16 protein-coding genes are annotated in these 10,996 nt (G+C 56.8%); 9 read left to right on the forward strand and 7 right to left on the reverse strand.

Annotated elements, in window-relative coordinates; translation table 11 throughout:
- Positions 1 to 47: 47 nt before the first annotated feature.
- Positions 48 to 1,727 carry a protein adenylyltransferase SelO family protein gene (locus SYN9616_RS0106135; RefSeq protein WP_028952327.1) on the forward strand — a complete coding sequence of 560 codons (1,680 nt, stop codon included), beginning with the start codon at positions 48 to 50 and terminating at the stop codon, positions 1,725 to 1,727.
- On the opposite strand, the gene SYN9616_RS17905 is transcribed toward SYN9616_RS0106135, so the two are convergent.
- The gene (locus SYN9616_RS17905; protein WP_037990733.1) at positions 1,709 to 1,990 is read right to left on the reverse strand and encodes a hypothetical protein; all 282 of its coding nucleotides are present in this window, start codon (positions 1,988 to 1,990) and stop codon (positions 1,709 to 1,711) included. The two genes, SYN9616_RS0106135 and SYN9616_RS17905, sit on opposite strands and share 19 nt — an antisense overlap.
- A gap of 505 nt (positions 1,991 to 2,495) precedes the next feature.
- Here SYN9616_RS17905 and SYN9616_RS0106150 point away from each other — a divergent pair.
- Entirely contained in the window at positions 2,496 to 2,954 is a 459-nt protein-coding gene (locus SYN9616_RS0106150) for a lipocalin-like domain-containing protein (RefSeq protein WP_028952329.1), read from the forward strand.
- Positions 2,955 to 2,982: 28 nt separating this feature from the next.
- Here the strand turns inward: SYN9616_RS0106150 and SYN9616_RS0106155 are convergent, their stop codons facing one another.
- Positions 2,983 to 3,633, reverse strand: a complete 651-nt coding sequence (locus SYN9616_RS0106155) for a ParA family protein (RefSeq protein WP_028952330.1) — start codon at positions 3,631 to 3,633, stop codon at positions 2,983 to 2,985.
- A gap of 73 nt (positions 3,634 to 3,706) precedes the next feature.
- Entirely contained in the window at positions 3,707 to 3,898 is a 192-nt protein-coding gene (locus SYN9616_RS0106160; RefSeq protein ID WP_232200115.1) for a hypothetical protein, read from the reverse strand.
- Positions 3,899 to 4,401: 503 nt separating this feature from the next.
- Between SYN9616_RS0106160 and SYN9616_RS0106170 the strand changes: the two genes are divergently transcribed.
- Both SYN9616_RS0106170 and SYN9616_RS15320 read left to right on the forward strand, forming a co-directional pair.
- Complete coding sequence (locus SYN9616_RS0106170; RefSeq protein ID WP_051411089.1) at positions 4,402 to 5,787, forward strand: glycosyl hydrolase family 57; 1,386 nt, start codon at positions 4,402 to 4,404, stop codon at positions 5,785 to 5,787.
- 95 nt (positions 5,788 to 5,882) lie between these two features.
- A complete protein-coding gene (locus tag SYN9616_RS15320; protein ID WP_051410965.1) occupies positions 5,883 to 6,269 on the forward strand; it encodes a hypothetical protein in 387 nt (128 codons plus the stop codon).
- A 25-nt stretch (positions 6,270 to 6,294) separates the two neighbouring features.
- Here SYN9616_RS15320 and SYN9616_RS0106180 read toward each other — a convergent pair whose 3' ends face one another.
- Positions 6,295 to 6,543: a TIGR03643 family protein gene (locus SYN9616_RS0106180; protein ID WP_028952333.1), complete on the reverse strand. Its 249-nt coding sequence runs from the start codon at positions 6,541 to 6,543 to the stop codon at positions 6,295 to 6,297.
- Entirely contained in the window at positions 6,540 to 6,713 is a 174-nt protein-coding gene (locus tag SYN9616_RS17185) for a hypothetical protein (RefSeq protein ID WP_156918697.1), read from the reverse strand. The genes SYN9616_RS0106180 and SYN9616_RS17185 overlap by 4 nt, the downstream gene beginning before the upstream one ends.
- A 566-nt stretch (positions 6,714 to 7,279) precedes the next feature.
- Between SYN9616_RS17185 and SYN9616_RS0106205 the strand changes: the two genes are divergently transcribed.
- A complete protein-coding gene (locus tag SYN9616_RS0106205) occupies positions 7,280 to 7,663 on the forward strand; it encodes a DUF1499 domain-containing protein (RefSeq protein ID WP_037990735.1) in 384 nt (127 codons plus the stop codon).
- Here the strand turns inward: SYN9616_RS0106205 and SYN9616_RS17640 are convergent.
- A complete protein-coding gene (locus SYN9616_RS17640) occupies positions 7,653 to 7,817 on the reverse strand; it encodes a hypothetical protein (protein WP_198015148.1) in 165 nt (54 codons plus the stop codon). The two genes, SYN9616_RS0106205 and SYN9616_RS17640, sit on opposite strands and share 11 nt — an antisense overlap.
- A gap of 88 nt (positions 7,818 to 7,905) precedes the next feature.
- On the opposite strand from SYN9616_RS17640, the gene SYN9616_RS0106215 reads away from it, so the two are divergent.
- Positions 7,906 to 9,309: a DUF2130 domain-containing protein gene (locus SYN9616_RS0106215; protein WP_028952335.1), complete on the forward strand. Its 1,404-nt coding sequence runs from the start codon at positions 7,906 to 7,908 to the stop codon at positions 9,307 to 9,309.
- 10 nt (positions 9,310 to 9,319) lie between these two features.
- Here the strand turns inward: SYN9616_RS0106215 and SYN9616_RS15325 are convergent, their stop codons facing one another.
- On the reverse strand, positions 9,320 to 9,535 hold the full coding sequence (locus SYN9616_RS15325) for a hypothetical protein (protein ID WP_037990736.1): 216 nt from the start codon (positions 9,533 to 9,535) through the stop codon (positions 9,320 to 9,322).
- Positions 9,536 to 9,663: 128 nt separating this feature from the next.
- Here SYN9616_RS15325 and SYN9616_RS15330 point away from each other — a divergent pair, with 128 nt between their 5' ends.
- The 3 genes from SYN9616_RS15330 to SYN9616_RS0106240 all read left to right on the forward strand — a co-directional run bounded on the left by SYN9616_RS15330 (position 9,664) and on the right by SYN9616_RS0106240 (position 10,983).
- The gene (locus SYN9616_RS15330; protein WP_037991349.1) at positions 9,664 to 10,170 is read left to right on the forward strand and encodes a hypothetical protein; all 507 of its coding nucleotides are present in this window, start codon (positions 9,664 to 9,666) and stop codon (positions 10,168 to 10,170) included.
- 340 nt (positions 10,171 to 10,510) lie between these two features.
- Entirely contained in the window at positions 10,511 to 10,687 is a 177-nt protein-coding gene (locus SYN9616_RS17190) for a chlorophyll a/b-binding protein (RefSeq protein ID WP_232200120.1), read from the forward strand.
- A 104-nt stretch (positions 10,688 to 10,791) separates the two neighbouring features.
- Positions 10,792 to 10,983: a hypothetical protein gene (locus SYN9616_RS0106240; protein ID WP_028952336.1), complete on the forward strand. Its 192-nt coding sequence runs from the start codon at positions 10,792 to 10,794 to the stop codon at positions 10,981 to 10,983.
- The last annotated feature ends 13 nt before the right edge of the window (positions 10,984 to 10,996 follow it).

Raw genomic sequence — 10,996 nt, forward strand, 5'->3', positions numbered from 1 at the left:
GCCCGTGACCCGACTCCATAGCATCGACTGATCACCGGTTCGACCCCATGGCCTCCACCGCGAACAGCTTCACGGAGTTCGCCGAGCGGGTCGACTACTCCCTGCTGGAGAACCTGCGGCCGGATCCTGAGGCCACCTCCGACGGCAACGATCACCGTCCCCGTCCGGTGTTCTCCGGCCACTGGGTGCCGGTGACACCGACGCCGATTCCCGAGCCGGAATATGTGGCCCACAGCCAGACCCTGTTCGCTGAACTGGGCCTGGACGATGGCCTGGCCCACGACGCTGCCTTCACCAGCCTGTTCTCCGGTGATGCCTCCGTGGCCACCCCACCGATGCGCCCCTGGGGCTGGGCCACGGGCTATGCACTCTCGATCTACGGCACCGAATACATCCAGCAGTGTCCCTTCGGGACGGGCAATGGCTACGGCGACGGCCGGGCCATGTCGATCGTGGAGGGCGTCTTCAACGGCAAACGCTGGGAGATGCAGCTCAAAGGCGGTGGCCCCACCCCCTATTGCCGCGGTGCCGATGGACGCGCCGTGCTGCGCTCGAGCGTGCGTGAGTTCCTGGCCCAGGAGTTGATGCATGCCCTCGGCGTTCCCACCTCACGCTCGCTGACGCTGTACATGTCGCGCGCTGAAAGCGTGCGGCGCCCCTGGTACTCGGAGAACTCCCGCTCCTTCGATCCGGACGTGATGGTGGACAACCATGCAGCCATCAGCACCCGCGTTGCCCCTTCGTTTCTACGCGTTGGCCAGATCGAACTGTTCGCCCGCCGCGCCCGCGACGATGCCCACCCGGAGGCACGCCGGGAGTTGCGGTTGATCGTGCAACACGTGATCGAGCGCAATTACCGCCCCGACATCGATCCGAGCCTGCCGTTCAACCAGCAGGTGCTCGAGCTGGCCCGCCTCTTCCGCGAACGACTCACCTCTCTGGTCGCCAATTGGATGCGGGTTGGCTACTGCCAGGGCAATTTCAACAGCGACAACTGCGCCGCCGGCGGCTACACCCTCGATTACGGCCCCTTCGGATTCTGTGAACTGTTTGATCCCCGCTTCCAACCCTGGACCGGCGGTGGTGCCCACTTCTCCTTCTTCAACCAACCGGTGGCTGCGGAAGCGAACTACCGCATGTTCTGGAAATCGCTGCGCACTCTGCTCGAAGGAGACAACAACGCACAGGAGCAGCTCGATGAACTTCAAAGCGGCTTCGCCGCAGCGATGCAGCAGCAACTGGAAGCGATGTGGGCCAGCAAGCTCGGCCTGAGCTCCTACAACGAAGCACTCGTCACCGAACTGCTGCAGCTGATGGCGGCCTCCAAGGCCGATTACACCAAAACGTTCCGCCTGCTCTGCGACTGCCCCGGTCATCCATCCGAGCTGCATGCGAGCTTCTACCTGCCCAGCACCGACGAGCTCGATGTCCAGTGGCAGGCCTGGTTAGAGCGCTGGCACGCCTCACTCAGCAGCAACGACAACCTCAGCGAGACATCTGCAGCGATGCGTCGCGTCAACCCCGCCATCACCTGGCGCGAGTGGCTGATTGCCCCCGCCTACCAGCAGGCGGAACAGGGCGACCACGATCTGGTGCGAGAGCTGCAGGCGCTGTTCAGTCATCCCTATGACGCACCTTCCAGCGAGCTGACCAAGAGATATGACCAACTCAAACCACGCCAGTTCTTCAGCGCTGGTGGCATCTCCCACTACAGCTGTTCGTCTTGAAACTCCTCCCCCTCATCGGCACCCTCCTCCTCTTCACGAGTCCTGTTCACGCTGACAGTGAATTCAGAGGCGTTGATGCCTATCCAGACCTCCTGAAGCAATGCCAGGACAGCAACCCGTTGTTCGACACCTTGGAGGACTGCGTACGATTTCAGGCCGTGAAGCCTCCACCGCGCGAGCTCTGGACGCATGTCTGCCTTGGCGAGGATGACATGCGAGACGACTATCGACGTCAGAAAGAAAAGTATTGCGGCTGCATGCATGAAACGATCTTTTATGACCAACCGGATCAATCCTTCAAAAGTGCTGTCCAGCTCTGCAAAGGGAAATTTTCCCCATTGGAATGAGTGTTCCTCATAAGAATCAATTGCTCAAAATCCCTCCAAAGCTTGGTGCTAAGGATTATTTAATTGGCACCCTCGGCACTGAAAGCATGCCTTTGTCTCTGTCGTCCAACCAGCCTCAAACAAAAGGGCTTCTAAATCAATTTCTTCAAGCCTCGTGTATTACGAGACCAGGATTCAGGCAACCAGGAACACCAAGCGCCTCGGGGGAATCATCGATCAGATTTACCCCGATCAAGTGTTGCTCTAACGGTCAGCAAAAGAAACGAGAATTCGTAGGAGCCCTGGATCAAACCAAGGAAAAAAGTTCGCCATGAACGATTCCTGTAGACATGGCCAGGGACATGGCAACAGCAGGACTGGCTGACGCAACAGAAGATTCTTCAACAGCGTGCTTGGGTATCGCAGTGAAATGAGTCGGGTCTTGAGCGCCTCATCCGTCCAACCGCAGGAGCGACCAACAACAAGCCATCACGTCCACGGCGTCTGGAGCCTGGTGTCGTACACCGTGGAAGTCAACGATTCGGGAGAGACGTTTCCGCCGATGGGGGACAAGCCCTCGGGGTATGTGATTTTCACGCCTGAAGGACGTCTTGCCTTCACCCTCTCCGCCGAAGGGCGCCAGCCGGCTGAAAGCATCGAGGACAGTGCCGGCTTGCTCAGCAGCATGATCGCCTACACCGGCACCTACACGCTGGACGGGGATCGCTGGATCACCAAGGTGGATGTGGCCTGGAATCCGGAGTGGGTCGGCACCGAGCAGACCCGCTATTTCCGCATTGACGATGACAAACTCACCGTTACAACACCCTGGCGCGTGATGCCGAACTGGCCTGAAAAAGGGCTTACCCGCAGCATCGTGACCTTCCAGCGCTGCCGTTAGTCAGTCGACGACAGTTGTTGTCGACCCGTCAGGCGATCATCGACTGCGGACCATCCTTCGCAAGCAGTCGTTCCCGGATCTGCACGGCTGCTGAGCAATATCCCGACCAACCACCCATCCGGCGCAGATCGGCACGTCCACGATCATCGACCGCTTCGGAGACACAAACACCTTCAACCTCCGCCTTTTCAAAGGCCGCCAACAACGGAATCTCCGCGGCCAGAACATCCACCCCGAAGCCCTCGAGCGTCTGACGGGCATCATTCGCCAGGCGCTGCTTACGACTGTCCACTTTCACCAGCAGAGCCACGTGCATCGTGTCCATGCCACGCAGGATGGAGGAAAGCTCGATCGTGAGTTCCACAGAACGCGCCTGGGGCGTTGTCGGCAACAACACCAGATCAGCTCCAGCCGAAAGGTTCTTGAGTTCCTCTTCATGGCTGCTGGCCTGACCGTCGGTGATGATCACCTGAGCCGATCGGGTTGCTTTCGCAGCGGCCTCAACCGGCACCACCTCAAACGGCAACATCCCGCGGGCGGCATAGGCGGTGGCGGAACGGTTGCGGTCTGCATCCACCACACACACCGAATGGCCCTGCTGTGCCCAGACGCAGGCGAGATGAAGACTGGTGCAGGTTTTGGCAACACCTCCTTTTTGTCCGAAAACCGTCAGAAACATTGTTTTTAAGGAGAGTAGAAACAACGCCAAAAAAGATCCTGGCGATATCGGCAAAAACACACGATCCAGCCGATCAAATCCTTGGAATCAAGGCATCATTTGGGAAAAACTCTTCAAAAAGACAGATCCGATCAGCCCAACGCATCTCCACCTCCAGGCGCATCAAACGATTACGCACCCACATCAAGGTATCCAGATCGATCGGTTGATTCACCTTGCGCTGCTGAGCTCTCGCCCAGCCATCCTTGTTTTGAAAGGAATTCACGACCAACTTGCTGAAAGCTCACCAACCGTAAAAGCGGTATAGCTGCCCGCAAGCAGCTCCACATTCAGTAAGCATCGATGAACACCAAATCCATCAAAAAAGGTTCATTTCCGCCTTGATTTAACAAAGACTTTGAGTCCATCAGCTGGAACACAAGGTTTTCAACCGCAGATCAGAACAAGTTGGATCGATCATCACTGCTGATCACGATCCAAACGCTGCAGGAACCGCTGTGACTGACTTCGTTCACTCTGGACATACGCCTGGGTATCCATACCTACAACCCGATCAACAAATCGCGAGAATCATGCGGTTTCCCCTCCGGGAGGGGAATCAGCGTCGAGTGTTGGGAGGGTTGGGGAACCCTCCCAATTTTTTTGTCTCGGCGCTGCCGCTGAACGCCCATTCCGGCAAACGGCGCTAGGCAAAGGGTGCCGGCTGCCCTCTTTCTGTTGACCTCCCTTCCTCCCATTGCCGGTCGTGAGGCGGATCTGCAGCGTCTGATGCAATCAGACCTCCCCATCTGGCGCCAGCACAGCAACCTGGAACTGGATCGGATTCAATCCGGATTCGCCTGTGCACTGCACATGCACCAACCGACCATCCCCGCCGGTGCCGATGGCGCGTTGATCTCCCATCTCCAGTACATGGTTGAGCATCAGGGGGAAGGCGACAACCACAACGCCGAACCGTTCGCCCAGTGCTACCGGCGGCTGGCAGACCTGTTACCGCAGTTGATCCAGGAGGGATGCAACCCGCGCATCATGCTGGATTACTCAGGGAATCTGCTCTGGGGCGTCGGGCAGATGGGGCGGGAGGACATCACCGGAGCACTTCGCTTCCTGGCCTGCGATGTTGAAATGCAGCGCCATGTGGAGTGGCTTGGCAGCTTCTGGGGTCACGCCGTGGCTCCCTCAACACCGATCCCAGATCTGAAGCTGCAGATCTCGGCCTGGCAGCATCAGTTCGCAGCCATGTTCGGGGAGGCCACGCTGCAGCGGGTCAGAGGCTTCTCCCCGCCGGAGATGCACCTGCCCAACCATCCCGACACCCTGTTCGAATTCATCAGCGCCCTGAACCAGTGCGGTTATCGCTGGTTACTGGTGCAGGAGCACAGTGTGGAAACACTGGATGGCGCACCTCTCAGCCAGGAACAGAAATATCTGCCGAATCGACTGATCGCCAGAAACAGCTCGGGGGAGACGTGCAGCATCACGGCGCTGATCAAGACCCAGGGTTCTGACACCAAACTGGTGGGCCAGATGCAACCCTTCTATGAAGCAATGGGGCTGCAACCATTGGCATTGGGGAGTCGCAAGGTGCCCCCTTTGGTGAGCCAGATAGCCGATGGTGAGAACGGGGGCGTGATGATGAACGAATTCCCGTCTGCGTTTATCCAGGCGAACCAGCGCCTCCGCGGCGAGCAGAACGGCACAGTTGCCATCAACGGCACCGAATATCTCGAACTGCTGGATGCCGCTGGATGCAGCAGCGATCAGTTCCCGAGCATCCAGGCCGTGCAGCAGCAGCGCCTTTGGCAGCGCATTGAACATCCAGCCACACCAGCCAAGGTGTCCCAGGCCATTGCCGCACTCACACAGGCCGGAGAGGGATTCTCAATGGAGGGAGCCTCCTGGACAAACAACCTCAGCTGGGTGGAGGGGTACGAGAACGTGCTCGAGCCGATGAACCAACTCAGTGCGCGATTTCATCAACGCTTTGACGAGGCCCTGGCCGACGATCCAACCCTCAGCGGCAGCTCTGAATATCAGGAAGCCCTGCTGCATGTGTTGCTGCTGGAAACCAGCTGTTTTCGTTACTGGGGCCAGGGAACCTGGACGGACTACGCCCGCACAATCCACAAACGCGGCGAAGAACTGTTGATCTGAAAGTTGTCAAGTACATCCATGTCGCTCAACGTCGACAAAAAGATGCAGGCGAACGTGTCAAGACCGGTACGATTTTTTCTTTCAGAACAGTAACCATGGCACTTACGGGCTTTGAGATCAGCGTTGGTGGTGTTCTCTCGATTCCCGTTGTCGCTGGACTGACCTTCCTGGGCTTCAAAACCTGGGGCGAGAAGAGCCTCGATGCCTCCAAGTACAAGCCCAAAAAACCTGCGCCTGCGGCAGCTGCAAAAAAACCAGCACCTGAAAAGACGGCGGCTCCTGAGAAAAAGGCTGCTACTGAGAAAAAACCAGCTCCTGATAAAAAACCAGCCACTGAGAAGACAGCAGCCACTGAGAAGACAACAGCCACAGACAAGAAAGCAGCTCCTGTCGCGAAAACTGCGCCGGATCCATCCGCCACCGAGGACACAAAACCTGCAGCCAAATCAGACACGCCAGCCGAAAAGAGTCAGGAGGCCTGAGCCCCTGGCCGGGTGGCGGGGAACGTCAGCGGTGGCAGGCAGCCCGAAACCGATCGGCCCGGCTGGTTGCCTGATGTTTGGTGTGACGACCGCTGACACGTCGTCTCCACATTCGAAATGAAGAAGACTTCATCTCAGCGCGCATCAAGGCGATCACATCCTTCTCTTTGAGGCCGAATTGCATCTCAATTGCCTCAAAAGGGGTGCGATCTTCCCAGGCCATTTCGATCACACGATCCACCTCCTCGATCGTTAGAGGCTGACGAGCACTCATCGGTTGCTCTTCTGCCAGGCCCGCTCCAGCTGCTGGCGAGCCGATGAGGGCGGCGCACCACTTGAGCGCAACTTGCCGCGATAGGACGCCGTCAGCGTCCAAAACTTCCAGATCGACGCGACCGCCACGACGCCCCAGCCAAGCAGGAACCAGTTGCTGTGCACCGCCATGAAACAGTCAGAGAACCCATGATGGCGGCATGCGCCCACCTGTTGCACCCTCCACCGTCTGGAATGCCGGAATCGTGCTGATGGTCACGATCGGCGTAATCCACTATCTGCTGAACCGCTGAAGCGAATGGACCCTGAGGTGCGTCTGTTCGTGATCGCCCAGCTGCTGGTGATCGTGGTTCCCGTGGGACTGCTCTTCTGGCTATGGCTCGCCATGCTCGGGTGGGGCCGCAACCGTGGGCAATGACGGGTTATTTCTGACCCTTCACCACTGCGACAACGTGATTCCAGGTGGGATTCACAATCCTGTAGGTGCGCAGCGTGGCACGAGATTTGGTTCGTGCGCTCACGAAGGCCTTGAACTCAGTTTTGAAGCAGATTTCCTTGGTCCAATGCCCGTTGGAATCCAGCCGTTCAATACAGAACATCAGATAGGTCTGTCCTATCGAAATTGAAAATCAATGCTTGATCTAGTGCTCAAAAACCACAGGCTCTCTTTGGGATCACGTCAGGAAGAAACAACGATCTCGTGTTGAAATTGCTGTTCTCTGCTTTCTGTTCGCTCTGTGGCCGTCCTTGCATCACTGTTTTTACCGCTGCTGATGCTGTTTCACCTTGTCGGCCCGATCCCAGCTGATCTTGGCGTTCACGACGGCAAGCTCAGCCCTTGCCCGGGGCCTGCTCACTGCGCTCAGAGGCAATGGGCCATGACGGATTCCGGCGCTGAATTCAGAACTCTGGCGAATGCGGTGGAGACGCTTCCACGCACGCAGATCATCGAGCGCACCGAGCAGTATCTGCATGCGGAAGTGAGCAGTGCCTTGTTCGGATTCGTGGATGATCTCGAGCTGCTCGACACCGGAACAGGCATCGAAGCCCGTTCCATCTCAAGGCTTGGCGATTCAGACCTCGGCGTCAACGCAAATCGCTTGGCGGGACTCAGGCCTTGACCTTGCGGAGATTGCGCAGATCTCCCATCAGCTGTTTCAACCCCGTCAGGAAACCCACCATCGCCAGGACAACGATCCCAACGATGATCGCGGTTTCCAAAAGCGCATGGGGGTCTGAGAGCAGCGCGGGCCAGGCGGAGGTGAGGGTTGTCATGGCGGAACACTGTGTTGCTGGAGTGGTAGCAACATCCCGATAAGGTGACCTTTACAAGACGACATCAACAGGAAACAGATCGATCCACATGAATGACATCATCTGCCCCAATTGCGGCAAGGCATTCAAGGTTGATGACACGGGATACGCCGAAATTCTCAAACAGGTTCGTGACCGAGAATTTGAACAACAACTGCAGGAGAGACTCGCGCTGGCAGAAAACGACAAGCGCAGTGCAGTCAGTCTAGCCGTTGAAAAAATCAAGGCCGAGATGCAAACAATTGCAGCGCAAAAAGAACTGCAAATTCAGGAGCTGAAGGCATCGCTCGATTCCCGTTCCATCAGCCAGCAGCTGGCCATTACCGAAGCGGTGAGTGCGGCCGAGAAGCAACGTGATCTTCTGGCTGGTGAACTACAGCAGGTGCGCGACAACAACACAACCGCGACCCGTCTTGCAGAAACAAAGTTCGCCAAGGAAATTCAGGCCATCACACTGAGAAAAGACGGAGAACTTCGCGATCTGCGTACCCAGTTGGAGTCCAGTGGGGTGCAGCAGAAGCTCGCGATCCGTGAGGCCCTGACCACGGTTGAGAAGCAGCGCGATGAGCTTCGCAACGAACTGAGCCAAAGCGAGCTCAAGCATCAGCTGGCAGAACAAACCCTCAAGGAGCGTTACGAGCTCCAGATCCATGACCGGGATCAGGCGATTGAGCGACTCCGAGACATGAAGGCCCGTCTCTCAACAAAAATGGTGGGCGAAACCCTTGAGCAGCACTGCGAAACGGAATTCAACCGAATCCGTTCTGCGGCCTTCCCGCGGGCCTACTTCGAAAAAGACAATGATGCCCGGAGTGGCAGCAAAGGCGATTACATCTTTCGCGATCTGGATGAAAGCGACAACGAAATCATCTCAATCATGTTTGAGATGAAAAACGAAGCCGATACAACAGCAACCAAGAAAAAAAACGAGGATTTCTTCAAAGAGCTCGACAAAGATCGTCGCGAAAAAAATTGTGAGTATGCCGTGCTTGTGTCACTTCTAGAGCCTGACAGCGAACTCTACAACTCCGGCATTGTTGACGTCTCTCATCGTTTCGACAAAACCTACGTCATCAGACCACAATTTTTCATTCCTTTTATTACTCTGCTCCGCAATGCGGCCTTGAAATCACTGGAGGTGAAAGCCGAACTCGCCTTGGTCAAAGCTCAGAACATCGATATCACCAACTTTGAGAACGAACTGGAAACATTCAAGGATAATTTCTCTCGCAACACCGATCTGGCAAGGCGCCGCTTCCAGACTGCCATCGATGAAATCGACAAGTCCATTCTTCACCTGCAGAAAACCAAGGATGCCCTGATCGGTGCTGACAACAATCTGCGGCTGGCTAACGACAAAGCTCAGGACGTTTCGATCAAAAAGCTGACGCGCCGTAATCCCACCATGGCGGCCAAGTTCGCAGAAGTGCGTGATCAACAGGACAACTCCTGAGCCGGCCGGATCAGTCCTCCCAGTACACCGTGCAGCTCCAGCGAACCTTGAGCATCTGCTGCTTCTCCCTGCAAACGAGATCTTTCACCGTTGCCGTCTTGGGAAACAACCGTTGTGCGGCATAGATCGCCAGCTCCTGCGTCGGTCCCTCAGCCGTCGATGTCTCTGCTTTCACCATGGCCGCGCCGGCCAGGAGGAGGACTAGCCCACAGGTGAGTTGTCGCATCAGTGCATCGCAACAACAGGTCGTTGATCAACCTACCGATGCGCATCCAGCGGATTGACGCAAGGCCGCCCATCGGTTTCAGGGACACACTTGAGGGCGTGATGCCTGACGCTGCGTCTCCCAAGACCATGCCTTCGACACCGCGCAACCGAATCGGAGAGATCTACGGGCAGCTGACGGTGGTGCGCAGCTCCGATCGCCGCACCAAGGGAGGCAACGCCTTCTGGTGGTGTCGTTGCAGCTGTGGTCGCGAACGCGAAGTCCCAGGAGACAAGCTTTCTCACAACATCAAGCGGAGAAAACCAACCGTGACGGCCTGCGAAAGCTGCGCCAGGGAGCGTCAGATTGAAGCGGTCTGCAGCAAAAACGATCGCGAAGAACGTCAGCGACGCATCGATGCCGAACTGAGACGACATGAACTGGTAGGTGTCGTCCCAAGCCGCTGGTTAATGCTGCCTCTGACGGACGCCCATGCCCGCGAACTCGGCAAGACCCTGTTTTTTCGTGGAATTCGCTGCTTGAGAGGACATATCGCCCCTTACAGGATCAACGGTGGCTGCCTGGCATGCGCCGGACAGCTGCCAAGTGCTGATTCAGCTGTCGACAAGCGTCCAAGCGATCACGGCTTGGGTTGACGAACATTCGCGATCATCCATGCCCAGAGAGTGCTCACGGATGCTCCAAATGCCAGGAGGGCCAAGAGTTTTGTTTCCATCAGAGGAAGTCGAAGTCATCTTCCGATTCGCCGTCGAAGGCATTCATGACCAACGCAGCGAACGGGATAAAAACAGAGGCAATGACAAGAATTTCCATGAATTTGCTGCCATTGGCGCTTAACCATAATTTACAAGCATTTACAAAGCGTTGCGACGACTACAGCCCTCCAGGCTTGAGCAGAATTGCTCATTTTTTTGCTCCCGAAAATTCGCAGTCTCGTTTTGAGACCACTAAGTTGCGCATCCGCGATGCAACTCGATGCGCTCGGTCAACTCATCCCGTTATGTCGAGATGGCGAGGCAGCAGCGCCGCTCTGCCTTTCTATGCAAGGCAGAGCGCTTCAACGGCCGTATCGCCATGCTTGCCGTTGCGGCAGCGGCTGCTGCTGAGCTGACCCTTGGTCACCCACTTCTGATCCTCCATGGGCACAGCTGATCCGCAGGCGCATTAGGAAACCAAGAATTTCGCCTTATCACAGTCACACCCGCTACCGCGAACGGCGTGACAATTCTTTAAAAGAGATCAGTTGCTGGTTTTCCATGCCGGAACAGGACATTGCGGCCCAGATGGAGATGGATCTCAATGCGCTCCGCGTTCTCCATCGTGTGGTGGTTGATGCTCACGATCGCTGGAGCGGAGGAGACCCGGAAGAACAGAACCTGCTTGCTGCGATGCGCCAGCAGCTCTATGCCGCTCTGATGGAAAACCTTTTCCAAAGAGGAGACATCTGAACAACGGAATCCG

It is taken from the genome of Synechococcus sp. CC9616 (assembly GCF_000515235.1).
GTDB lineage: Bacteria > Cyanobacteriota > Cyanobacteriia > PCC-6307 > Cyanobiaceae > Parasynechococcus.

What these genes read in the sequence shown, in the direction of transcription:
- SYN9616_RS0106180 (WP_028952333.1), bottom strand. Translation starts at nt 6,543, where the DNA reads ATGAGTGCTCGTCAGCCTCTAACGATCGAGGAGGTGGATCGTGTGATC.
- SYN9616_RS0106155 (WP_028952330.1), bottom strand. Translation starts at nt 3,633, where the DNA reads ATGTTTCTGACGGTTTTCGGACAAAAAGGAGGTGTTGCCAAAACCTGC.
- SYN9616_RS0106170 (WP_051411089.1), top strand. Translation starts at nt 4,402, where the DNA reads ATGCAATCAGACCTCCCCATCTGGCGCCAGCACAGCAACCTGGAACTG.
- SYN9616_RS17905 (WP_037990733.1), bottom strand. Translation starts at nt 1,990, where the DNA reads ATGCATGCAGCCGCAATACTTTTCTTTCTGACGTCGATAGTCGTCTCG.
- SYN9616_RS17185 (WP_156918697.1), bottom strand. Translation starts at nt 6,713, where the DNA reads ATGGCGGTGCACAGCAACTGGTTCCTGCTTGGCTGGGGCGTCGTGGCG.
- SYN9616_RS17190 (WP_232200120.1), top strand. Translation starts at nt 10,511, where the DNA reads ATGCGCTCGGTCAACTCATCCCGTTATGTCGAGATGGCGAGGCAGCAG.
- SYN9616_RS0106135 (WP_028952327.1), top strand. Translation starts at nt 48, where the DNA reads ATGGCCTCCACCGCGAACAGCTTCACGGAGTTCGCCGAGCGGGTCGAC.
- SYN9616_RS0106215 (WP_028952335.1), top strand. Translation starts at nt 7,906, where the DNA reads ATGAATGACATCATCTGCCCCAATTGCGGCAAGGCATTCAAGGTTGAT.
- SYN9616_RS15325 (WP_037990736.1), bottom strand. Translation starts at nt 9,535, where the DNA reads ATGCGACAACTCACCTGTGGGCTAGTCCTCCTCCTGGCCGGCGCGGCC.
- SYN9616_RS15330 (WP_037991349.1), top strand. Translation starts at nt 9,664, where the DNA reads ATGCCTTCGACACCGCGCAACCGAATCGGAGAGATCTACGGGCAGCTG.
- SYN9616_RS15320 (WP_051410965.1), top strand. Translation starts at nt 5,883, where the DNA reads ATGGCACTTACGGGCTTTGAGATCAGCGTTGGTGGTGTTCTCTCGATT.
- SYN9616_RS17640 (WP_198015148.1), bottom strand. Translation starts at nt 7,817, where the DNA reads ATGACAACCCTCACCTCCGCCTGGCCCGCGCTGCTCTCAGACCCCCAT.
- SYN9616_RS0106240 (WP_028952336.1), top strand. Translation starts at nt 10,792, where the DNA reads ATGCCGGAACAGGACATTGCGGCCCAGATGGAGATGGATCTCAATGCG.